Below are 20,497 nucleotides of genomic sequence, written 5' to 3' on the forward strand. Positions count from 1 at the left end.
GAGGCGGCGAGTCCGACCGGCCGGCGCGTCGACCGGCTTCTCCGGGCGTGTGAGGGCCGAAGCGGGGGTCGCGTTTCCACTTACGAGCGGCGCGATCTTATAGGTGTCCGAGGCGCAAACGAGCGTTTTAGTCACCGAAACGTGGCGGCCGCGGCCGACCTCAGGCGGTCGTCGGGTCGCCAGAGGGGCCCGCGGGCTCGACGCTGGCCTTGCGCCGGTTCCTGACGGTGAGCGCGACGAACAGCACGAGGCCGACGCCGCGGAGCGTCAGGTCGAGCAGGAGCGCGTTCACCGAGACGCTGACGCCCGCGAGGCCGAGGACGTCGAAGACCGACTCCGAGAGCAGCCGGGGCGCCATGAGCAGCAGCGAACTGAGCGCGAACACGGCGCGCTCGGGCTTCGGGACGTCGGCGTACAGCGTCCCGATGACGGTCGCGCCCAGCGCCACGACGCCGAGGAAGACGCCGACGACGGGGATCAGGATCTCCGGCACGGAGTACGACAGCTCCGCGAGGTCGGCGAAGTTGACGACGCGGTACTGCTCGCGGAGCGGCAGTTCGTCCGCGTTCGCCTTCTCGCGCAGGAGGACGATGCCGGGAGCGAGCACGAACGCGAAGGGGACGATCGCCTTGTTCAGCGACAGCGAGAACGCCTTCACGCCGGTCTCGAACGGGTCCGACTTCGCCACCCCGCTCGCGGCGTAGGCGGCCACCGCGACCGGCGGCGTGATGTCGGCCATCACGCCGAAGTAGAGGATGTACAGGTGCGCCGCGAGCAGCGGGATCCCGAACTCGACGAGCGGCGTCGCGAGCATCGAGATCAGGATGATGTACGTCACGGTCGTCGGCATCCCCATCCCGAGGATGATGCTCGCGACCGCGGTGACGAGCAGCATGACGACGATGGACCCGCCGGACAGCTCCAAGAGGAGCGAGGTGAGGTTCGGTCCGAGCCCGGAGACGCTGATGACGCCCGGGATGATCCCCGCCGCAGCGACCGCGATGACGACCGGGACGGCCGTCCGCGCGCCCTCCTCCATCGACTTCACGACGAAGGTCCCGACGCGGAACAGCTGGTTGTCGCCGAGGTCGCGACCGGTCCGCTCGCCGGCGGACTCGGCGGCGGTCTGAACGGTGGGGTTGAGATCGAGCACCGCCGACTGGACGTCGGCGTGGACGATCATCGTCGCGACGCTGCCGAGCATCGCGTACCACCCGATCCGCGGGCCGATGACCGCGAGGGCGTCGCCGAGCGGGACTCCGGCCCCGCCGGCGCCGGCGAGGAGTCCGGTGATCGGGACGCCGGCGACGATGTAACTCGCCAGTTCGACGCCGAAGATGGCCGCCGTCGACGCGAGGAGGAACGCCCGGGTCTGTTCGCTGTACGCCGCGATGAACGCAATAAGCGCGACCAGCGCGACGAGCGTGAACCACGCCGACCGCGACACGGAGAGCCGCGCGCCGATCAGGTAGTAGAGGAGCAGCACGATGGGGACCAGGTAGAACCATCCGCGCTTGAGGTGGGTCCCGAGCGACACGGTGTCGGCGTCGACGCCGCCGATCCCCTGTTGGACCGCCTTGAGGTGGACCATCACCCAGACGCCGAAGAAGAAGACGACCGCCGGGATCGTCGCGAGGATGATGATCTCGCGGAACGGCGTCGCGGTGTACTGGACCATGAGGAACGCCGCCGCCCCCATCACCGGGGGCAGGATCTGGCCGCCGGAGGAGGCCGACGACTCGACCGCGCCGGAGAACTCGGGCGAGTAGCCCGACTTCTTCATCAGCGGGATGGTGAACGCCCCCGTCGTGACCGTGTTCGCGATCGACGAGCCCGAAATGGTGCCCATGAAGCCGCTGGCGAGGATGCTCGACTTCGCCGGGCCGCCCTTCCGGTGGCCGGTGGCGGCGTACGCGAGGTCGATGAACCACTGGCCCGCGCCGCTCATCTCGAGGAACGAGCCGAACAGGATGAAGATGTAAATGAAGCTGACGGAGACGGTGACCGGGATCCCGAACACGCCGTTTTCGGTGTTGTACCACAGGTTCTGGATGATGTCGGGCCAGGTGAACTGGGGGATCGCGAGGAGCCCGACGAACGGCGTGTTACCGCTGATGAGGTACCCCCAGCGGGCGTACACGATGAAGCTGGCGACGATGATCATGAGCGGCAGCCCGAGCGTCCGCCGGGTGGCCTCCAGCACGAGGAGGACGCCGAGCACGCCGAGCAGCATCGCGTAGGAGTACTCGCTGACGAACGGGACGCCGCCGAGCAGCGGTTCGAGGACCGAGTAGACGCCGGTGATCGGGCGGCCGGACTCGAGCCCGAAGGCGCGGATGTCGCGGATCTCCCGGAACTCGGTGAGGAAGTAGACGACCGCGAGCAGCGAGACGATCATACAGGCCACGTCAAAGGGCGTGACGCGGCTGCGGTCCGGGTCGACGAACGCCCACCGGACCGCGCGCAGAACGCCGTCGAGGGCCCGCGAGAGCGGGTTCGAACCGCCGAGGCGGTTCACGGCGGCGTCGACCGCTCCGGCGAGCCGCCGCGAGAAGGGCCCGTCGCCCATGGTGGCCGGGAACATCAGGAAGGTGAGCACGAGCGCGAAGCCGACGTGGACCGCATTGGCCTGGAGCAGTTGGAGCGAGATCTGTATCGGCCGCACCGCGAACAGGCCGAGATCGACCGTCGGCAGCGGTATCGTGAAGGTGAAACTGCGCGCCGCGAGCGCCAGTTGGAAGAGCGAAAAGCAGATCCCGATGACCGCGACGGCGAGTGCGGCGAGCCCCTGTAACGACCGCCGGCGCTCGATCTCGTCGATTATCTCGTCGGCCTCTTCTCTGGAAATCTCCTCGGCGTCGTCCGGTTGTGTGTCGTTCGTGCTCATGAGAATACGTCCGTGAGGCCCCGGCGTTCCACGCGGATCCGAACGTCCCTCGCGCCGGTCTCCGCGACCAGGTCGTACCGGGTGTCCTCGACGATCAGAGTGTGGTTAGCGATCCGCCCCGGGGAGACCGACAGGGTCTCGAGCGTCGTTATCGGCCCGGGCGGGTCGTAGACGAAGGTCCCGTTGACGTTCGTGACGTTCACCCGCGAGGGGAGTCCCCAGCCGTACGACTCGAACTCCATGCGCGTGTTCACGAGCGTCTCGCCCTCGACGAGGTACTCGTCGTACACCGGGGTTTTCTCGACGCTGTGGGTGTACGACAGCGCGACCGTGCTCCCGTCGTCGACCGGGTGCGTCAGGTAGCGCTCGCCGGTGTCGATCCCTTCGACGACGAGCACCTGTCCGGAGGGGGCCGCGACGGCGGCGCCGGCGATCGACAGACACAGCGCGACCGCTACCACCGCGAGCGCCGGGCCGAGCAGGTCTCGCGAAGTCGCGTCTCGTAGTACCACGTGTGATGTTCAGGTGCGGTGACGGGTGTCCCGCGTCGGGCGGAGTGCGAGCGCCGCGTCTCGCGGACGGAGACGCGGGCGCGAAGCGGTGCGTCGCCGCCGGATCCGACCTACCGGGTCGGTCAGGCGTCGAAGTACGCCGCGGCGCCCTCGTGCAGCTCGATGGACATCCCGTCCTGAGCGCTGTCGGCGGAGATGAAGTCGGTCTTGATGCTCAACTCGCCGACGTTGTCGAAGATGGCGCCCGTCACGGTCTCGACGGTATCGGCCGGGACGCCGGCGTGGGTGGCTATCATCGCCTGGACCGCGACGGTCTCGACGTCGCTGTCGATGCCCGTGTAGGTGCCGCCGGGGATCGTGTCGTCGGCGAACCACGAGGCGGCGTCCTTGACGGCCTGGCGGTTGTCCCCCTGGATCGGGACGATGTTGATGTCGTTCGTGGTCGCGAGCTCCTCGATGGCCCCGACCGGCCAGCCGCCGACGACGAACGCGGCGTCGATGTCCCCGTTCGCGAGCTGTTCGGAGGCCTGCGAGAAGCCGGCGTTCTGCTCGTTGTAGTCGCTGATGCCGACGGCCTCGAGGATCTGGTTCGCGTTGACCTGCGTCCCGGAGCCGAGGTCGCCCGTGTTGATCGTCGCGCCGCTGAGGTCAGAGAGCGACTCGATACCGGAGCCCGACAGGGTGACGACCGTGATCGTCTCGGGGTACAGCGTCGCGACGCCCTGCAGGTTCTCGACGGCGTTGCCCTCGAACGTGTCGATGCCCGTCCCGTTCTTGGCGAAGTAGGCGATGTCGTTCTGGATCAGCGCGAAGTCGGCGGACTCGTCGCCGAGGCTGCCGACGTTCTCGACGCTCGCGCCCGTCGACTGAACGTTCAGCGAGAAGTCGGTGTTCTCCTCGACGACCGTCTTGATCTCGTTCGAGAGCGGGAAGTACGTCCCTCCCGTGCCTCCGGCGTGCCAGCTCAGGCGGGAGCCGTCACCGCCGTCGCCGCCGTCGCCGCCGCCGCTACACCCGGCCAGCGCCGCGACGCCGGCCACACCGATCGCTTCCAGTACCTGCCGTCTGTTCTGTTTGTCCGTCATACCACTATAACCCAGAACGATACAGCTATATAACTGTGTTCATGAGAAGAGTAAACAATACCCACTTTACGGGGGCAGAGAGGAGTTCGTTTCGCGACGGCACCGGATTCGTCCCGGCAACGAGCCGGTTCTGCCGCGCGTCGCGTCGATCGGCCTCACGACGGCGGGCCGGGGTCCTGAAGACGTTCGAGAGCGGGGCACCGCGCACGCCGGTCCCCGCCGCGTCGCCCGAAACGCATAACACCGTCCCGACGGATTCACGTCTATGCTCCCGGTCCAGCCGCTGTTCGTGCTTCTGTTGGTGGGTCTTCTCGGGCTGTTCTTCTTCGGGTTCCTCCTCGTTCGGCGCACGGTGAGGGGGCTGAACGAGGGGTACAACGACGGGCGGAGCTGATGGTCGTCGTCACCGCCGCGACGCTCGTCGTCGCCGCCGCGGCCAGCCTCTTCATGGCGTGGTCGATCGGCGCGGGCTCGTCGGGGTCGACCCCGTTCGCCCCCGCGGTCGGCGCGAACGCTATCTCCGTGATGCGGGCCGGCCTGATCGTCGGCGTCCTCGGGCTGCTCGGCGCGACGCTCCAGGGGGCGAACGTGACGGAGGCGGTCGGCACCGAGCTGATCGGCGGCGTGACGCTCACGGCCGCGGCGGCCATCGTCGCGCTCGTCACGGCCGCCGCGCTGGTCGCGGTCGGCGTGTTCGCTGGCTATCCGATCGCGACGGCGTTCACCGTCACCGGGGCGGTCGTCGGCGTCGGCCTCGCGATGGGGGGCGACCCGGCGTGGCCGAAGTACGCCGAGATCGCGACGCTGTGGGTGCTCACCCCGTTCGTCGGCGGCGGCGTCGCCTTCGGCGTCGCCCGGCTGCTCATCGGCGAGTCGCTGCCCGAGCGCCCGCTGACCGCGGCGCTCGCCGGGCTCGTGGGCGCGCTCCTCGCGAACGTCGGGTTCGCGCTGCTCGGGCCGGCCGGCGAACAGGCGTCGGTGGCGGGCGTCCTCGGGGCGGATCTCGGGATCGGCGGCGCGGGGGCGCCCGCGGTGACCCTCGGGATCGCCGCCCTGGTCGCGGTCGCCGTGTACGCCGACCTCGGCCGCGACCGCGAGGGCGCCCAGCGGCGGTTCCTCTTGGCGATGGGGGGCCTCGTCGCGTTCTCGGCCGGCGGGTCGCAGGTGGGGCTCGCGATCGGCCCCCTCGTCCCGATCTTCAGCGAGGTCGGGGTCCCGCTGTGGGCGCTGCTCGTCGGCGGGGGCGCCGGGCTGCTGGCCGGGTCGTGGACGGGCGCGCCGCGGATGATCAAGGCGCTCGCGCAGGACTACGCCTCGATGGGGCCGCGGCGGTCGATCTCCGCGCTGATCCCGTCGTTCGCGATCGCGCAGACCGCCGTCGCCTTCGGGATCCCCGTCTCGTTCAACGAGATCATCGTCTCCGCGATCGTCGGCGCGGGCTACGCCGCGGGCGACGCGGGCGTCAGCCGGAAGAAGATGGGGTACACGGTCCTCGCGTGGGTCGGGTCGCTCGTCGGCGCGTTCGCGCTCGGGTTTAGCCTCTACGCGGCGGTCGACTTCGTCGTCTGAGCCGCGGCGGGCGCCGTCAGCGGGACGCTCAGGCGCGCAGATCGGGGTACGTCGGCAGCCTCGCGGACGCCGCGCTCCCGTCGACGAACGGGAGGTCGACCGCGGCGGCCGAGACCTCCTCGCCGTCGACGCGGACGGTGACCGGGCCGAGGCCGGCGTCGAACGCGACGAGCGCGAGGGCGACCGGGACCTCGGTCGCGGGGCCGACCGCGGCCCGGGTCACCTCGCCTATCGCCTCGTCGCCGTCGAAGACGGCCGCGCCGGGGTCGGGGAGCGCGGCGTCGATCCCCTCGGGGTCGGCGTTCGCGTCGACGCCGGCGACCGCCTCGGCGGCGCCGTCGAGTTCGAGGCCGACCAGCCGGCGGCTCGGTCGCCCCTGGTTCTCCACGCGCGAGACGACCTCCTGGCCGACGTAACACCCCTTCTCGAAGTCGAGCGCGTTCCGGAGGCCGAGCACGTTCGGGACGGTGCCGGCCAGCTCGTGCTCGAAGAGGGGCGTCCCGGCCTCGGTCGCGAGCGCGTCCCACGTCCGGTAGCCGAACGGCGCGGCGTTGAGCCCGCGGTTGATCAGGGTGTCGAACACCTCGCCCGCGTCGGCGGCGGCGCAGACGATCTCGTACCCCTCCTCGCCGAGCGGGGCGTCCGTCGCGATCACCGTGACGCCGGCGTCGACCATCGACCCGCGGACGAAGGAGAGGGGGTCCTCTGGCGCGCCCGGTCCGCCGAGGACGGAGGCCACCTTCTCCGTCGACTTCGGGCCGTGGACGCCGAACACGCCGAACTCGTCGGAGACGTCGTCGATCTCCACGTCCTGGATGAACACGTTCTCCGCCCAGTCGGCTGCGACCGACTCGGCCCGCTCCGGGGGGAGGAAGACGAGCAGTCGCTCGTCGGCGTTGTACACGTACATGTCCGTCTCGATCCCGCCCTGCGGGTCGAGCAGCAGGGCGTAGGTCCCCTCGCCGTCCGCGGTCGGGACGCGGTTCGAGACGGCGTTGTCCACGAACTCGACGCGGTCGTCGCCTCTGACGGCGAGGACGCCGTACCCCATCTCGATCACGCCGGCGACGTTGCGGACCGCCTTGCCGACGCGGACGGGCTTCCCGTAGTGGTCGACGACCTCTCGGCCGCCGCGGTCGCGGTACACGGCGCCGTGCGCGTCGTGGGTGCCGGAGACGAGCGTCATGGCCGGAGGGACGCGAGCGAGAGCCAAAAGGTCGCCGTCTCCGGCGGCTACAGTCCGAGGCGGTCGCGGATCGCGTCGACGAGCCCCGCCGACGGGTCGTCGTCCGGCGCCTCGGGGTCCGGAACGACCTTCTCGTGGGCGTACACCCGGACGTGCTCGTCCGACTCCACGGTGATGAGCGAGTCCTCCTTCAGCGCCGAGAGGGCCTCCTCGACGGCGTCGATGTCGGCGTCGACGGCCGCGCGAAGTTCGAGGACCGTCATCCCCTCGTCGCCGCGGTCGACGAGCGCGTCGAGCAGCGCGACCTCGACGTCCGGCCGGTCGCGGTATTCCGGCTTTGCGGCCATACGTGTCCCTTGTGCGGGGCGGACTTTACGTCTACCGGCGGTCGGCGAGCGGGCGGCGGCCGCGCGCTCAGCGTATGAGCCGAGAACAGGTGCCGCAGAGGTTCTCCTCTTTCACGTCGACCTCGCGGACGGTGGGCGAAAACGACATCACGCACTTGCTGTTGTCGCAGTGCTCCAAGCCGAGCGTGTGCCCGATCTCGTGGACCACCTCCTTGCGGACGCGGTCGCCGAAGACGTCGACGGCGGGTTTAGTCGAGACGCCGCCGTCCGAGGAGGTGCGGAGCCGGTGGGTGGAGATGACGGAGCCGCTGCCGTTGAGGTACGCGAGGCCGAAGACGTAGTTCCGGCGCCGGTAGTAGAGGTCCTCGGGCGTGATGCCGATGTTCTTCTCGCCGCCGCCGACCCGGGTGACCGTCTCGATGAGGTCCTCGGCGCGGTACTGGTCGCGGTCGGCGTCGAACGCGGAGTCCGGGATCGCCTGGTCGTCGTGGACCGTCACGTCACAGTCGTACACGGAACGCAGCGCAGCGGAGGCCTCCCGTTTCACTCGGGGCGTGACCTCCCCGACCGGGACGATGTCCACGAGCATGGAACTGCTTTTGACCGCCGCGGTCATAAAGGCCGCGCCGTGGGGTCACCGCCGCCGTCCGAACGGGCGCTCGTCGCCGCACTCGACCCGTACGAGCGGCTGATCGAGGTCGGCGTCGGGCGGCGTCCGGACGTCGCCCTCGCGCTCGCGGACCGGGGCCGAGCGGTCGTCGCCGTCGACGTCACTGTGAGCGAGTCGGCGCGGGAGGCGGCGACGGCGGCACAGTCGGGCGAGGGGTCGCTCCGCGTCGCCGCCGCGGACGTGACGGCGTTGGCGGCCGACGACGGACGGGCGATCCGCGACGCGATCGGCTCCGAGTCGGTCGGAGACGGGGTCGACGCCGTGTACGCGCGGAACCTGCCCGCCGAGATCCAGCGCCCGACCGTCGCGCTGGCCGAGCGGCTCGACGCCGCCTGCCTGTTCACCACGCTCGGGTTCGAGGAGCCGGTCGTCGACGTCCGGCGGCGGTCGCGGGAGGCGGGGACCGTCGTGTACGTCGCCCGGTGACGCCGCGGCCCGGCGACCGCTCCGTCGCGACGCTCGAACCGGCGGTCGGGGCGTCCCTCGAACCGGCGACGCCGGCCGCGAACCCGAACGTTCATTCCGCCCCCAGACGGCCTTGCGGTATGCAGGTCGACGCAATGGTCCTCGACATCGACGGGGTGTTGGTGGACGTGGCGGACTCCTACCGTCGGGCGATCCTCGAGTCGGTCGACCGTGTCTGCGGCAAGCCGATCGACCGCGACGCGGTCCAGGCGTTCAAGGACGCCGGCGGCTTCAACAACGACTGGGAGCTGACCGACGCGGCCGCGCTGTTCGTGTTGGCCCGCCGGGAGGGGCTCCGGATGGACGTCGAGGAGTTCACCGACCGCGTCCGCGAGCTCGGCGGCGGCCTCGACGCCGCCAAGGAGGTCGTCGGCGACCTCCCGCGGGTCGCGCAGGCCCGCGTCCGCGATCAGTGGGATCGGGACGCGCTCCGCGAGACGTTCCAGGCGCTGTACCTCGGCGCGGAGCTGTACCGCGAGCTGGAGGGCGGCGAGCCGCCGGTCGAGACGGACGGGTACATCCACGACGAGCCGACGCTCGTCGCCCCCGAGACGATCGCCGAGCTCACCGATCGGTTCGACGTCGGCGTCCTCACCGGTCGGCCGGCGGCGGAGGCCGACATCGCCTTGGATCGCGTCGGCCTCGACGTGCCCGAGGACCGGCGGTTCACGATGGACGACTGGGAGGAGGGGAAGCCGCACCCGCGGGCGCTCGTCGAGCTCGCCGAGCGGTTCGACGCCGAGCGCGTCGCGTTCGCGGGCGACACCCTCGACGACGTGCGGACCGCGCGCAACGCCGACGAGACCGACGAGACGCGCGTGTACTACGGGATCGGCGTCCTCACCGGCGGGCTCACCGGCGACGCGGGCCGCGAGAAGTTCGCCGAGAACGGCGCCGACGCCGTCGTCGAGGACGTGAACGAACTGGTTGAGCTGGTGGAGTGACCGACGGCGCGTCGCGGCCGTACCGCGCGGGCGACCGAGCCAATCGGATTCCTTCGGCCGACGCGGTCGCGGAACTCGCCGGTACCGGAGACGCGTCGCGGCGGCGGCTGACGGCGAGCCGGCCGGGATTGACACTCTCGACGCCCGTATGCTGCCTCGACGCGAGACGCGGGCCACGGCCACCGGCACGAACCGGACCGGTTTTGACGGTTTATGACCCCTCGCCCGCTAGCGCGGTCGATGAGTGACGCCAACGCGACGCAGCGGATGGAAGTCAGCGGCGAGAGCGACGGCGAATCCGCGTTCGTCGCCCGGGCCCGCGACCACGAGCTGGTGATGGACGACCCCGAGTCGACGGGCGGCGACGACGCCGGCGCGGTCTCCGGCGTCTGGACGATTCGGGCGCTGCGAAGAGACTCTCCGGTAGCGAGTGTGATGTCGATGGGCCCTGCCGGATTCGAACCGGCGATCAACTCGTTATGAGCGAGTCGCTTTAACCGGACTAAGCTAAGGGCCCGTATCTGTCGATACGTCGGAGACGTTTTTTAGCGTACCGACTCGCGACGAAGCAGGTGAAAGCAGGAGGCGCCGAAGCCAGGACTCGAACCTGGGACCGCCTCGTTAACAGCGAGGCGCTCTACCAACTGAGCTACTTCGGCTCACTTCCCGGTACTCGGGTCGTTTTGATAGGGCTTTCGTTTCCGCCCGACTGCGGGGAATCCGACTGCCCGGAAGGCGCGCTACGGCCCCCGATCAGACGCACCGCCGCGGGCGCCGATCCGACCGACACGTTTTCGGCCGGACCGCGAGACCGTTCGGTATGGACGAGTTGGAGGCGGTGCTGTCGCGGGTCCGCGAGCGGGTCCTGCCGGAGCCGGCGGAGCGCGAGCGCCTGCGGGAGACCGCCGCGACGTTGACCGACCGGACCCGCGAGGCCATCGCCGACCTCCCCGTCGGCGCCGACGTGGTCCAGGTCGGGTCGACCGCGCGCGGCACGTGGGTCGCCGGCGACCGCGACATCGACCTGTTCGTCCGGTTCGACGCGGACCTCGACCGCGCCGAACTGGAGGAGTACGGCCTCGAGGTCGGCCACGCGGTCCTCCCCGACGGCCACGAGGAGTACGCCGAACACCCGTACGTGAAGGGGAGCTACGAGGGGTTCGACGTCGACCTCGTTCCCTGTCACGACGTGGAGAGCGCCGGCGAGCTGGTCTCCGCGGTCGACCGCACGCCGTTCCACGACGCCTACCTCTCCGCGCGGCTCGACGACGACCTCGCCGCGGACGTGGTGCTGGCGAAGGCGTTCCTGAAGGGGATCGGCGCGTACGGGAGCGACCTCCGCACCGAGGGGTTCTCGGGGTACCTCACGGAGCTGCTCGTGTTGGAGCTGGGCGGGTTCGTCCCGCTGGTGGAGTCGGCGCGGAGCTGGCACCCGCCGGTGGAGTTCGACCCCGAGGGGCACGCCGAGCGGACGTTCGAGGACCCGCTGGTCGTCGTCGACCCGACGGACCCGACGCGGAACGTCGCCGCGGTGCTGTCGGCGACGAACCTCGCGCGGTTCCAGCACTACGCCCGGGAGCTCCTTGCGGCCCCGAGCGGGGACCTCTTCGAGCCGGACGAGCCGGAGCCGCTGGACCCGAGCGAGGTGCGCGCGCACCTCGACCGGCGGGGGACGACGCCGGTCGCGGTCGTCTTCGACGCGCCCGACGTGGTCGACGACCAGCTGTGGCCCCAGCTCCGGCGGTCGCTGGACGGGATCGTCGGCGGGCTGAACGACCGCGGCTTCGACGTCCTCCGAGCGCGGGCCATGACCGACGCCGCGAGGGCGACAGGGGACGTTGGGCGGCACGGCGCGGAGAGGACGGCGGGACGCGACGGGTCCGACGGGACGACCCGGGCCGCGCTGTACGCCGAACTGGAGGTGACCGAGCGGCCGGCCGTCGAGCGCCACGACGGGCCGCCAGTCGCGGTCCGGAAGCACGCCGCGAGCTTCTACGAGTCGTACGTCGACGACGTCGACCCGGACACCTACGGCCCGTTCATCGACGGGGACCGATACGTCGTCGAGCGGGAGCGGGAGTTCGCCACCGTCCGGGAGTACTTGGAGAGCGACGCCGCGAGCGACGTGGCGCTCGGCGCGCAGGTGGAGCCGGCGTTCGACGACCGCGACGTGCTGGTCGGCGAGGCGGTCGCGACGCTCGCGCCCGCGTTCGGGCGGCCGCTCCGGGAGTTCTACGAGCCGCGGCCGTGAAGTCAGCGGGACGGGTCGTGCGGGGTAGCGACCCGGAACGCCGACGGGCGGGCGGGGATCAGCCGGCGACGCGGTCGAGGAGCCAGTAGACGGCGGCGGCGGCGGCGGCGACGATCAGCGCGAGCGCCGAGAGGAGCCCGGCGGCGGCGGGGAAGGACAGCCAGAACGCGGCGTAGAAGGCGAGCGCGAACGCGAACAGGCCGACGACCAGCAGTCCGCGGGAGGGGTTCTGCGCGGCGGCGACGAAGGCGCGCTGGGCGATCGAGAGGTCGCCGAACTCGGGGACGTCTTCGGGGTCCACGGCGTCGGAGAACGGCCCAGAGTCGGCCGGGTCTGTCGACTCGCCGTCGACGGAGCGGTCGGTGTCGGTCACGGACGCGGGTACGGGCCGAGGGATGCTGTACCTATCGCTTGCGGGCGGACGCCGGGCGTCGACGCCCGTCAGAGGAGCCGCCCGGCGAGGAGCGAGCCGAGGTGAAACGCGGCCAGCGCGGCCGCGAGGTTCGACCCCGCGACGGCCGCGGCGGCGCGGGCCCCCGTCTCGCTCGCGGTCCGGACCGTCCCGACGGCGAACGAGGAGAACGTCGTGAACGCGCCGCAGAAGCCGACGCCGAGGAGCAGCGCCGCCGTCGACCCGACCGGGGCGGCAGAGACGGCTCCGAGCGCGAAGCTCCCGAGCGCATTGACGAGGAGGACCGATTGGCGCCCCTCGACGCGGAGTCCGACCGCGTGCCGGGACGCGGCGCCGAGCGCGCCGCCGACGCCGACGAGCGCCGTCGCGAGGAGCGACGCGACGGTCATCGGCCGTCTCGACCCCCCACGGCGAACCCGAGCGCGGCCGCGGCGAAGCCGGTCGCGTAGCTGGCGGCGACGTACCACGCGCCGGCAGGCGTCCCGAGCGCGACCGCGTCGGCGACGAACGTGCTGTACGTCGTGAACGACGACAGCGCGCCGGTTCCGACGAACAGCCTGACTCGGTCGCTCGACGCGCGGGTCAGGAGGAGCCCGAGCGCGAACGATCCGGCGACGTTCGCGACAAGCGTTCCCGCGCCGGTCGGAGCGCCGCCGCCCGCGGCGGCGGTGGCCGCAGCGACGGCCTCGCCCGCGCCGAGGTCGACCGCGTGCCTGGCGACCGCGCCGAGGAAGCCGCCGGCCGCGACGAGCAGGAATCCGTACGGCGTCCGTTCCATGAGCGTCGGTGTGTCCGCGGGGGCTTGTGCGTTCCGAGCCGCCTCGGCGCTACTCGGCGTCCGACGGCCGGCTGGCGCGGGGGCTCTCTCCCCCGTGCGGCGTGCGCCGTTCGCGGATCCGGACCGTGTGGGCCGTCTCCGTCGCGTCGTCGACGACGAGCGCCTCGCCGACGCCCTCGGGGAGCCGCGCGGCGAGGTCGCCGGCGAGGTACGTCGCTTCCGCCTCGGCGAGCCGGTCGACGTCGCGCGCGGCCGTGAGCCGGTGGGAGACGAGGAGGTCGGACTGGGAGACGGCGACGCTCGGCAGCGCGGCCGGCCGCTGGGTCGCGCAGACCAGCGAGACGCCGGGCGCGCGGCCCCGCGTGAGGAGCGTCCGGAGCGCGGGCTCGGCGACCCCGTCGAAGAACGCGTGCGCCTCGTCGACGAGCAGCCACGGCAGCCTTCGGAGGCGCCCGTCGATCCGCGCGTCGTAGAGGCCGCGAGCGACCGCGCGAACGGCGGCCGCCGCGGCGGCGTCGGGCACGCCGGCGAGGTCGAGGACGGCGGGGTCGCCGTCGGCCGCGAGCGACGCGACCGGCGGCGCGTCGGCGTCGAATATTCCCCAGGAGGCCGCCAGCCGGAGGTGGTTCGCGGCGGCGCGGCGCGTCTCCGCCGGCGCGTCCGCGGCGGCGACCGCGTCCCGGAGCGCCGCGAGCGAGGGCGAGGCGCCGCCGTCGACCCCGTCGGCGACGACGCGCCAGACGAGGCTTCCCGGCCCGCTCTCGGGGTCGAGACCGAGTAAGTCCGGCCACGTCGACGGCGGTATCGAGCCCGGGCGGACCGCGGGGTCGACGACCTGTCCCCCGGCCGCTTCGAGGCCCCCGAAGACGCCCATCGGGTCGACGACGACCGGCGCGACGCCGTCGGCGGCGGCGAGCTCCTCCGCGAGGACGCCGAGCGTGTACGACTTCCCGGTTCCGCGCTTCCCGAAGACGACGCCCGCGTGCGGGCGGTCGAGGTCGACCCCGACGGGTGCGCCCGCGCTCCCGTCGCGAGCGAGGAAGGATCCGATCCGGGCGGTGTGGGACGGGAGGTCGCCGTCACGATCGATCGCGTCGCCGCAGTCGGAGTCGCGGTCGCTCGCGTCGCCGCAGTCGGAGTCGCGGTCGCTCGCGTCGCCGAGGTCGCGGCCGGGGTTGCTCGCGTCGTCGCCGTCGGGCTCCGGGCCGTCGCGGCCGAGTACGTACACGCGGACGGCTGGCCTCGGTATGAGATAAAAACGGTCGGGCGGCCGACCTTTTATACCGGATGCCGCGGCCAGCGGGGCGTATGTCCGATCGAACACACGACTCGCGCACCGCGAACCGCCGGACGTTCAGCACCGACACCCGCGCGATCGAGGGGCTCCCGGTCCGCCTCGTCATCGCGCTCGTCGTCGGCGTCGCCAGCCTCAGCGTGATGATGGGGATGATCGGCGACATCGACGGGTTGGCCGCGACGGAGCTCGACGCGCAGCCGCAGCCGGAGGTGACCACGCCCGGGGAGCAGTCGATCGACGTCGCGGTCGTCGACCCGGACGGCTCCCGCGTCGCCGACGCGACGGTGATCGTCCGCGGCGGCTCCGCGCGGATCGACGGCGTCGTCACCGCGGAGACGAACGGCGAGGGGATCGCGACCGTCGACGTCGACCCCGAGTTGGGGCCGAACCAGGCCGACGGGACGCTCACCATCGACGTCAAGCCGCCGGCGGAGGGCGACTACGTCGACGAGCGGGGGAACACCGAGGTGCTCGTCGTCGAGGAGTGACGCCGCGGCGGCGCGCTGCGAGAGGCGGTCAGAGCTGATCGTCCCAGTCGATCCAGTCCTGCTCCCAGCCGTGTCGGCGCTGCCGGCCGCGCTCGGCGCGCTCGGCGTCCTCGCGGCGGGTCCGGTTGCGTTCCGTTCCCGGCTGTTCGCCGTCGACGAGCATCGGCTGGAGCCGTGCCGGGCCGTGGGTCGCGACCGTCTCGAACCCCGGCGGCGCCGGGTCGTCCCCGTCCTCGGGGGCGGTCGACGGCTCGATCGCCGCGACGGTCTGGACGCCCGCGCCGCGCGGGTATACGATCCGGCCCCCGGACGCCAGCTGTTCGCGGAGGGGTCGCGGCGGCTCGACCACGGCGGCTTCGAGGAGGATCCGGTCGTAGGGCGCGTAGGCGGGGAGCCCGTCGGCGCCGTCCGCGCGGTCGACGAGGACGGCGCCGTAGCCGGCCGCGTCGAGGTTCGACCGCGCGGCGTGGACGGCGGCGCGGTCGATGTCGACCGCGTGGACGCGCCGCGCGCCGGCGATCGCCGCGAGCAGCGCGACCGAGTAGCCGATCCCCGCGCCGACGACGAGGACCGAGTCGCCCTCGTCGGCGTCGAGCGCGGTGAGCAGTCGGACCAGCGTCGCGAGCGAGAGCGAGTGAGGGTCGTCGCCGTCGACGGCGCCCCCGCGGGGCGAGTCGTCGACGAAGGGGTCGCGGGGGACGCGCTGAAGGGCGGTCAGCACGGGCGGCTCGATCGGCTCGCCGATCTGGTGTTCGAGCCCCTCGATCATGTCCGCCCGGAGCGACGCGTCGTCCATGCGCCGTCTCGGGACTCGGTCCTCTAAAACTGTGCGTTCGGCCGCCCGCCTACCGCATCGGGACGAACCGCACGCCGCCGTGGTCCTCGCGGTCGATCCCGTCCTCGCGGGGGGTGAGCCGGACGAGCCGCTGGCGACCGCGCTCGCTGACGGGCGCGACGACGCGGCCGTCCGTCTGGACGCGGTCGACGACGGCGTCCGGGACCGCCTCCGGCGCCGCGCAGGTGAGGTACGCGGCGTCGAACGGGGCCGCGTCGGCGAAGGCCTCGCGCCCGTCGCCGGCCGACACGGTCACCTCGTACCCGAGGCGGTCGAGGCGGTCGCGGGCGGCGGCCGCCAGCTCCGGGACGCGCTCGGCCGAGAAGACGTTCCCCGGGCCGACGACCTCGGCGACGACCGCGGCGTGGTAGCCGCAGCCGGTCCCCACCTCGAAGACGCGGTCGCCGCGCTCGACGTCGAGCAGGTCGGTCATCATCGCGACCATGTGCGGCGCGCTGACCGTCTGCCCGTGGCCGATCGGGAGCGGTCGGTCGGCGTACGCCGACCCGCGCACCGACTCCGGAACGAACTCGTGTCGCGGGACGGCACCGATCGCCGACAGCGTCCGCTCGCTCGCGTCAAGGCGGTCGCGGAGCGCGTTCACCAGGTCGCGCCTGGCGGCCGCGTGGTCGGCGTCGTTCATACGGAGAGTTACCACGGGGTCCGTGGAGAAAGCATCGGCCGGAAAGAGCGGGGGTCGGCTCGACCGCGACGCATCGAGTCGTTCGGTTCGCGTCGAACACGGGTCAGTTCGCGTCGAGGACGGGTCAGTTCACGTCGATCCGGTGGCCCTCGTCCGCGTCGACGGCGTCGAGCGGGACCGCCACCGTGAGAACGCCGTGGCGGTACGTCGCGGTCGCGTCCTCGAGGACCGCGGTCGCGGGGAGTTCGATCGTCCGAGTGACGGACTCGTGACGGCGCTCGCGGCGGAGGTAGCGTCGGTCCTCGTCCTCGCGTTCCGTGTCGCGCTCGCCGGAGATAGTCAGCCGATCGCCGCTGGCGCGAACGTCGATCTCCTCGCGGTCGAAGCCCGGGAGGTCGGCCATCACGACGAACTCGTCGTCGTACTCGGCGACGTCGATGTCGGCGGCGCGGAGGTCGCGGCCCCAGGTCCGCTCGCCGGCGAAGGGCGTGCGGCCGAGGAACTGCTCGATCTCGTCGAAGGGATTCGTCGTGTTCATAAAGACAGAAAGGCGCCGTGAGATATTAAACACAGAGTGTGGCGTGCTATCCCACGACCGCGCCGGCGTCTCGGTTAGCGGCGGCGGCGCGCTCGCGCTCAGTTGACGTCGATCGTGTGCCCGCGGTCGTCGTCGGGCGAGCGCTTGGGGAGCGTGACGGTGAGCACGCCGGCGTCGAAGGCGGCCGTCGCCGCGTCGGCCTCGACCGGTTCGGGGACCGGGACGCGGCGCGAGACGGACCGGAGGCGGCGCTCGCGCCGGTGGTAGCGGACCTCGTCGCCCTCGTCCGCGTCGTCCGCGTCGTCGCCCTCGGCGGCGAACTCGGCGGACTCCTCCCGGGAGCCGGCGATCACGAGCGCGTCGTCGCGCAGCTCGACGTCCACGTCGTCGGCGTCGAACCCGGGGAGGTCGGCGACGACGGTGATCGACTCGTCGTCCTCGATCACGTCGACGTCCACCTCGCGGGCCCCGGGGAACCGCGGGACCTCGGGCCCGGCCCCCTCCAGCGTGCCGCCGAGTTCCTCGAACTCGCGGCCCATCCGTTCGAGCAGGTCCTCGATCTCGTCGAAGGGATCGCGTCGTGTCATACGGGTCAGGATTCGAGGCGGAGCGCCTTGAACGTACTGGCGGCGGGACCGGCCCCGGGCGACAGACACTATCTGCTGGCGCCCCTGGCGATCGTATGCGCCTGTTCTGGCACCGAGGCGACGCGCGGACGCGGGACAACGCCGGCCTCGCGGCGGCGGCCCGCGAAGGAACGGTCGTTCCCGTCTTCGTGTACGACGCGGACCTGCTCGCGACGGTCGGCGCGCGTCAGCGCGCCTTCTTCCTCCGGCACGTGAAGCGCTTAGAGGAGCGGTATCGAGAACTCGGGAGCGACCTCGTCGTCCGCGCGGGCGACCCGGACGATGTCCTCGTCGACCTCGCCGACGAGCACGACGCCGAGGCGGTCGTCTACAACGAGCACTACCGGCCGGCCCGCCGGAACCGACAGCGCGCGGTCGAGGACGCGCTCGCCGGCGCGGGCGTCGCGACGGACTCCCGGACGGACCTCGTGTTGGTCGACCCCGGGCGGCTGGAGGAGCGGTACCCGAACCACAGCCAGTTCCACGGCGACTGGGAGGCCGTGCCGAAGCGCGGGCCGTACGCGGAGCCCGACCCGGACGCGCTGGCCGACGTGCGCGACGGGAAGACGGTCCCCGAGCCCGACGCCGACATCGACCTCCCGGGCGCCGGGTACGAGGCCGCGCGCGAGCGGTTCGACGAGTTCCTCGACTACGGGATCAACTCCTACAACGACACCCGCGACGACCTCTCGCGGGCGGTCGAGGCGCCGACGCACGCGGTCTCCAGAATGTCGCCGTACCTCGCGACGGGGGCGATCGGGATCCGCGAGGTGTGGGCGGGCGCGAGCGACGTCTACGACGCCGTGACGGGCGGCGAGCGCCGCAACGTCGACAAGTACCGCTACGAGCTGTCGTGGCGCGAGCAGATGTACCACCTGCTGTACTACACCCCCGACCTCGCCGTCTCGAACTACAAGTCGTTCCCCAACGAGGTCGCGTGGCGGGAGTCGGACGCGGACTTCGAGGCGTGGACCCGCGGCGAGACCGGCTACCCGCTCGTCGACGCCGGGATGCGACAGCTGAACGAGGAGGGGTACGTCCACAACCGCCCGCGGCAGGTGGTCGCGAGCTTCCTGACGAAGCACCTCCTGATCGACTGGCGGCGCGGGGCGCGCTACTTCACGAAGCAGCTGATCGACCACGACTACGCCTCGAACCACGGCGCCTGGCAGTGGACCGCCTCCACCGGCACCGACTCCGTCGACGTGCGCATCTTCGACCCGGTGAGCCAGATGTCGAAGTACGACGACGGCGCCCGATACGTGAAGGCGTACGTCCCTGAGCTGTCGGACGTGCCGGCCGGGAAGGTCGTCGACTGGCCGACCCTCTCGCGGGCGGAGCGCGAGGAACTGGCGCCCGACTACCCGCACCCGATCGTCGACCGGAACGAGGGGTACGAGCGGGCCCAGCGCGTCTTCGAGGAGGCGCTCGGGAAGCGATAGGTGCGGCCGGGGCGGAAACGGCGTTCCGTATCCGAGTTCTTTTCACGGGAACCGGCGAACATCGCGCCCATGTCCCCCGTCACGGTCGACGACGTCGAGGCCGCGGCCGAGCGGCTCGCCGGCACCGACATCGCCCAGCGCACGCCCGTCGAGCGGAGCCGGTCGCTGAGCGAGCGGTGCGGGGCCGACGTGCGGCTGAAGATGGAGCACCTCCAGCGCACCGGCTCGTTCAAGACGCGCGGCGCGTACAACGCGATCTCGCGGGCGGTCGACGGCTCCGGCGAGGGGGCCGACGAGCCCGCGGTCGAGCGCGTCGTGGCCGCGAGCGCGGGCAACCACGCGCAGGGGGTGGCGCTGGCGGCGTCCGACGCCGGGATCGACGCGACGATCGTGATGCCGGAGTCGGCGCCGGCGGCGAAGATCGAGGCCACCCGCGCGTACGGCGCCGAGGTCGTCCTCCGCGGGAGCGCGTTCCCCGAGGCGATGGCCCACGCCCAGACGCTGACCGACGACCCCGGGACGCGGTTCGTCCACGCCTTCGACGACCCGGACGTGGTCGCCGGCCAGGGGACGCTCGGCTTAGAGGTGCTCGACCAGGTGCCCGCCGCCGACACCGTCCTCGTCCCGGTCGGCGGCGGCGGGCTCGCGGGCGGCGTCGCGACCGCGGTGAAGGCGCGCTCGCCCGAGACGCGCGTGATCGGCGTTCAGACCGAGGGCGCGTCCACGCTCTCAGAGAGCCTCGCGGCCGGCGAACTCGTCACGCGCGACGAGCCGGACACCATCGCGGACGGCATCGCGACCGGCGGGCTGAGCGACCTAACCCTCGGCCTGCTGGACGAGCACCTCGACGGCGCCCTCGTCGTGAGCGACGACGACGTGGCGAGCGCGATCCTCCTGCTCTTGGAGCGCGCGAAACAGCTGGTGGAGGGCGCGGGCGCGACGGCCGCGGCCGCCCTGTTGAACGACGACGCGGTCGACGAGCTCGACCTCGCCGGCGAGACCGTCGTCCCGCTGCTCTGCGGCGGTAACATCGACGTGACGACGCTGAAGGAGGTGGTGACCCACGCGCTCGTCGACCGCGACCAGCTGATCGAGCTCTCCGTCCGCATCGACGACACGCCCGGGACGATGGGGGAGATAGCGACCCTGATCGGCGGCGAGCGCGCCAACATCCGGACGGTGCGCCACGAGCGCAGCCGCCCGGACCTGCCCGTGGGCGACGCCGACCTCGTGTTCGAGGTGGAGACGAACGGGCCCGCCCACGTCGACCGCGTCCTAAGCGCGGTGCGCGAGGCGGGCTACGAGGTCGAGTGGACGACGCGCGAGGCGTGAGAAGCGAGGTCGGGTGTTTATAAACTGGACTGCGGTGGCGCGCGCCTCCGAGCGGCCGCCCCCGGCGGCCGCGAGGAGCGCGTGCGAGGGAGTCGGCCGACCGGAGCGAAGCGGAGGGAAGCCGACGAGGTTGGGGAGGTAAGAGGCGCGGTTGCGGTGCGGGGTGGGACTCGAAGGGGCGGCCGGGAGG

Annotated in this window: 22 protein-coding genes and 2 tRNA genes; 8 read left to right on the forward strand and 16 right to left on the reverse strand. The window is 72.1% G+C overall.

Annotated elements, in window-relative coordinates:
- Positions 1-160 precede the first annotated feature (160 nt).
- The 3 genes from EXE48_RS17500 to EXE48_RS17510 form a co-directional block, all read right to left on the reverse strand.
- Complete coding sequence (locus EXE48_RS17500; protein WP_137712115.1) at positions 161-2,887, reverse strand: TRAP transporter permease; 2,727 nt, start codon at positions 2,885-2,887, stop codon at positions 161-163.
- Positions 2,884-3,327 carry a DUF1850 domain-containing protein gene (locus EXE48_RS17505; RefSeq protein ID WP_394348067.1) on the reverse strand — a complete coding sequence of 148 codons (444 nt, stop codon included), beginning with the start codon at positions 3,325-3,327 and terminating at the stop codon, positions 2,884-2,886. Before EXE48_RS17505 ends, EXE48_RS17500 begins: the two co-directional genes overlap by 4 nt.
- 194 nt (positions 3,328-3,521) lie before the next feature.
- The gene (locus EXE48_RS17510; RefSeq protein ID WP_137712116.1) at positions 3,522-4,484 is read right to left on the reverse strand and encodes a TAXI family TRAP transporter solute-binding subunit; all 963 of its coding nucleotides are present in this window, start codon (positions 4,482-4,484) and stop codon (positions 3,522-3,524) included.
- 265 nt (positions 4,485-4,749) lie between these two features.
- On the opposite strand from EXE48_RS17510, the gene EXE48_RS19295 reads away from it, so the two are divergent.
- Both EXE48_RS19295 and EXE48_RS17515 read left to right on the forward strand, forming a co-directional pair.
- Complete coding sequence (locus tag EXE48_RS19295) at positions 4,750-4,878, forward strand: DUF7859 family protein (protein ID WP_255410387.1); 129 nt, start codon at positions 4,750-4,752, stop codon at positions 4,876-4,878.
- Positions 4,878-6,053, forward strand: coding sequence for an inorganic phosphate transporter (locus tag EXE48_RS17515; protein ID WP_053771839.1), 1,176 nt, complete (start codon positions 4,878-4,880; stop codon positions 6,051-6,053). Before EXE48_RS19295 ends, EXE48_RS17515 begins: the two co-directional genes overlap by 1 nt.
- A 28-nt stretch (positions 6,054-6,081) precedes the next feature.
- On the opposite strand, the gene ygfZ is transcribed toward EXE48_RS17515, so the two are convergent.
- From ygfZ to EXE48_RS17530, 3 genes are all read right to left on the reverse strand, one after another.
- The gene (gene ygfZ / locus EXE48_RS17520) at positions 6,082-7,239 is read right to left on the reverse strand and encodes a CAF17-like 4Fe-4S cluster assembly/insertion protein YgfZ (RefSeq protein ID WP_053771840.1); all 1,158 of its coding nucleotides are present in this window, start codon (positions 7,237-7,239) and stop codon (positions 6,082-6,084) included.
- Between the two features lie 47 nt (positions 7,240-7,286).
- Positions 7,287-7,586, reverse strand: coding sequence for a DUF6432 family protein (locus tag EXE48_RS17525; RefSeq protein WP_121600969.1), 300 nt, complete (start codon positions 7,584-7,586; stop codon positions 7,287-7,289).
- Positions 7,587-7,653: 67 nt separating this feature from the next.
- Positions 7,654-8,175, reverse strand: coding sequence for an archaemetzincin family Zn-dependent metalloprotease (locus EXE48_RS17530; RefSeq protein ID WP_053771842.1), 522 nt, complete (start codon positions 8,173-8,175; stop codon positions 7,654-7,656).
- Positions 8,176-8,214: 39 nt separating this feature from the next.
- Between EXE48_RS17530 and EXE48_RS17535 the strand changes: the two genes are divergently transcribed.
- Both EXE48_RS17535 and EXE48_RS17540 read left to right on the forward strand, forming a co-directional pair.
- Positions 8,215-8,682, forward strand: coding sequence for a UPF0146 family protein (locus EXE48_RS17535; RefSeq protein ID WP_053771843.1), 468 nt, complete (start codon positions 8,215-8,217; stop codon positions 8,680-8,682).
- 119 nt (positions 8,683-8,801) lie between these two features.
- Complete coding sequence (locus EXE48_RS17540; RefSeq protein WP_137712117.1) at positions 8,802-9,665, forward strand: TIGR01548 family HAD-type hydrolase; 864 nt, start codon at positions 8,802-8,804, stop codon at positions 9,663-9,665.
- Between the two features lie 442 nt (positions 9,666-10,107).
- On the opposite strand, the gene EXE48_RS17550 is transcribed toward EXE48_RS17540, so the two are convergent.
- Together EXE48_RS17550 and EXE48_RS17555 are read right to left on the reverse strand one after the other, a co-directional pair.
- Positions 10,108-10,182: transfer RNA gene (locus EXE48_RS17550), tRNA-Ile, on the reverse strand.
- Positions 10,183-10,251: 69 nt separating this feature from the next.
- Positions 10,252-10,324, reverse strand: a tRNA-Asn gene (locus tag EXE48_RS17555).
- Between the two features lie 161 nt (positions 10,325-10,485).
- Between EXE48_RS17555 and cca the strand changes: the two genes are divergently transcribed.
- Entirely contained in the window at positions 10,486-11,916 is a 1,431-nt protein-coding gene (gene cca / locus EXE48_RS17560; RefSeq protein ID WP_137712118.1) for a CCA tRNA nucleotidyltransferase, read from the forward strand.
- A gap of 58 nt (positions 11,917-11,974) precedes the next feature.
- Here cca and EXE48_RS17565 read toward each other — a convergent pair whose 3' ends face one another.
- From EXE48_RS17565 to EXE48_RS17580, 4 genes are all read right to left on the reverse strand, one after another.
- Positions 11,975-12,289: a hypothetical protein gene (locus EXE48_RS17565; RefSeq protein ID WP_053771846.1), complete on the reverse strand. Its 315-nt coding sequence runs from the start codon at positions 12,287-12,289 to the stop codon at positions 11,975-11,977.
- Positions 12,290-12,357: 68 nt separating this feature from the next.
- Positions 12,358-12,717, reverse strand: a complete 360-nt coding sequence (locus EXE48_RS17570; protein ID WP_053771847.1) for a fluoride efflux transporter FluC — start codon at positions 12,715-12,717, stop codon at positions 12,358-12,360.
- Positions 12,714-13,106: a fluoride efflux transporter FluC gene (locus EXE48_RS17575; protein WP_053771848.1), complete on the reverse strand. Its 393-nt coding sequence runs from the start codon at positions 13,104-13,106 to the stop codon at positions 12,714-12,716. The genes EXE48_RS17570 and EXE48_RS17575 overlap by 4 nt, the downstream gene beginning before the upstream one ends.
- A gap of 49 nt (positions 13,107-13,155) precedes the next feature.
- Positions 13,156-14,334, reverse strand: coding sequence for an ATP-binding protein (locus tag EXE48_RS17580; protein ID WP_394348066.1), 1,179 nt, complete (start codon positions 14,332-14,334; stop codon positions 13,156-13,158).
- Positions 14,335-14,414: 80 nt separating this feature from the next.
- On the opposite strand from EXE48_RS17580, the gene EXE48_RS17585 reads away from it, so the two are divergent.
- A complete protein-coding gene (locus EXE48_RS17585) occupies positions 14,415-14,891 on the forward strand; it encodes a DUF7382 domain-containing protein (RefSeq protein ID WP_137705612.1) in 477 nt (158 codons plus the stop codon).
- A 28-nt stretch (positions 14,892-14,919) separates the two neighbouring features.
- On the opposite strand, the gene EXE48_RS17590 is transcribed toward EXE48_RS17585, so the two are convergent.
- The 4 genes from EXE48_RS17590 to EXE48_RS17605 all read right to left on the reverse strand — a co-directional run bounded on the left by EXE48_RS17590 (position 14,920) and on the right by EXE48_RS17605 (position 17,494).
- Positions 14,920-15,687, reverse strand: coding sequence for a protein-L-isoaspartate O-methyltransferase family protein (locus EXE48_RS17590; RefSeq protein ID WP_053771849.1), 768 nt, complete (start codon positions 15,685-15,687; stop codon positions 14,920-14,922).
- Between the two features lie 49 nt (positions 15,688-15,736).
- Entirely contained in the window at positions 15,737-16,369 is a 633-nt protein-coding gene (locus EXE48_RS17595; RefSeq protein WP_137705614.1) for a protein-L-isoaspartate(D-aspartate) O-methyltransferase, read from the reverse strand.
- Between the two features lie 124 nt (positions 16,370-16,493).
- The gene (gene hsp14 / locus EXE48_RS17600) at positions 16,494-16,907 is read right to left on the reverse strand and encodes an archaeal heat shock protein Hsp14 (protein WP_137712119.1); all 414 of its coding nucleotides are present in this window, start codon (positions 16,905-16,907) and stop codon (positions 16,494-16,496) included.
- Positions 16,908-17,005: 98 nt separating this feature from the next.
- On the reverse strand, positions 17,006-17,494 hold the full coding sequence (locus tag EXE48_RS17605) for an Hsp20/alpha crystallin family protein (protein ID WP_053771852.1): 489 nt from the start codon (positions 17,492-17,494) through the stop codon (positions 17,006-17,008).
- Positions 17,495-17,589: 95 nt separating this feature from the next.
- Between EXE48_RS17605 and EXE48_RS17610 the strand changes: the two genes are divergently transcribed.
- Together EXE48_RS17610 and ilvA are read left to right on the forward strand one after the other, a co-directional pair.
- A complete protein-coding gene (locus EXE48_RS17610) occupies positions 17,590-18,975 on the forward strand; it encodes a cryptochrome/photolyase family protein (protein WP_137712120.1) in 1,386 nt (461 codons plus the stop codon).
- 69 nt (positions 18,976-19,044) lie between these two features.
- Complete coding sequence (gene ilvA, locus EXE48_RS17615) at positions 19,045-20,307, forward strand: threonine ammonia-lyase (RefSeq protein WP_137712121.1); 1,263 nt, start codon at positions 19,045-19,047, stop codon at positions 20,305-20,307.
- The last annotated feature ends 190 nt before the right edge of the window (positions 20,308-20,497 follow it).

The organism is Halorubrum sp. ASP1, assembly GCF_005435135.1.
Lineage (GTDB): Archaea > Halobacteriota > Halobacteria > Halobacteriales > Haloferacaceae > Halorubrum > Halorubrum tropicale.

Bases quoted from the DNA above. Each gene is read 5' to 3' on its own strand.
- EXE48_RS17500 (WP_137712115.1), bottom strand. From the start codon at position 2,887: ATGAGCACGAACGACACACAACCGGACGACGCCGAGGAGATTTCCAGA.
- EXE48_RS17510 (WP_137712116.1), bottom strand. From the start codon at position 4,484: ATGACGGACAAACAGAACAGACGGCAGGTACTGGAAGCGATCGGTGTG.
- EXE48_RS19295 (WP_255410387.1), top strand. From the start codon at position 4,750: ATGCTCCCGGTCCAGCCGCTGTTCGTGCTTCTGTTGGTGGGTCTTCTC.
- EXE48_RS17515 (WP_053771839.1), top strand. From the start codon at position 4,878: ATGGTCGTCGTCACCGCCGCGACGCTCGTCGTCGCCGCCGCGGCCAGC.
- ygfZ (WP_053771840.1), bottom strand. From the start codon at position 7,239: ATGACGCTCGTCTCCGGCACCCACGACGCGCACGGCGCCGTGTACCGC.
- EXE48_RS17525 (WP_121600969.1), bottom strand. From the start codon at position 7,586: ATGGCCGCAAAGCCGGAATACCGCGACCGGCCGGACGTCGAGGTCGCG.
- EXE48_RS17530 (WP_053771842.1), bottom strand. From the start codon at position 8,175: ATGCTCGTGGACATCGTCCCGGTCGGGGAGGTCACGCCCCGAGTGAAA.
- EXE48_RS17540 (WP_137712117.1), top strand. From the start codon at position 8,802: ATGCAGGTCGACGCAATGGTCCTCGACATCGACGGGGTGTTGGTGGAC.
- cca (WP_137712118.1), top strand. From the start codon at position 10,486: ATGGACGAGTTGGAGGCGGTGCTGTCGCGGGTCCGCGAGCGGGTCCTG.
- EXE48_RS17570 (WP_053771847.1), bottom strand. From the start codon at position 12,717: ATGACCGTCGCGTCGCTCCTCGCGACGGCGCTCGTCGGCGTCGGCGGC.
- EXE48_RS17575 (WP_053771848.1), bottom strand. From the start codon at position 13,106: ATGGAACGGACGCCGTACGGATTCCTGCTCGTCGCGGCCGGCGGCTTC.
- EXE48_RS17585 (WP_137705612.1), top strand. From the start codon at position 14,415: ATGTCCGATCGAACACACGACTCGCGCACCGCGAACCGCCGGACGTTC.
- EXE48_RS17590 (WP_053771849.1), bottom strand. From the start codon at position 15,687: ATGGACGACGCGTCGCTCCGGGCGGACATGATCGAGGGGCTCGAACAC.
- EXE48_RS17595 (WP_137705614.1), bottom strand. From the start codon at position 16,369: ATGAACGACGCCGACCACGCGGCCGCCAGGCGCGACCTGGTGAACGCG.
- hsp14 (WP_137712119.1), bottom strand. From the start codon at position 16,907: ATGAACACGACGAATCCCTTCGACGAGATCGAGCAGTTCCTCGGCCGC.
- EXE48_RS17605 (WP_053771852.1), bottom strand. From the start codon at position 17,494: ATGACACGACGCGATCCCTTCGACGAGATCGAGGACCTGCTCGAACGG.
- EXE48_RS17610 (WP_137712120.1), top strand. From the start codon at position 17,590: ATGCGCCTGTTCTGGCACCGAGGCGACGCGCGGACGCGGGACAACGCC.
- ilvA (WP_137712121.1), top strand. From the start codon at position 19,045: ATGTCCCCCGTCACGGTCGACGACGTCGAGGCCGCGGCCGAGCGGCTC.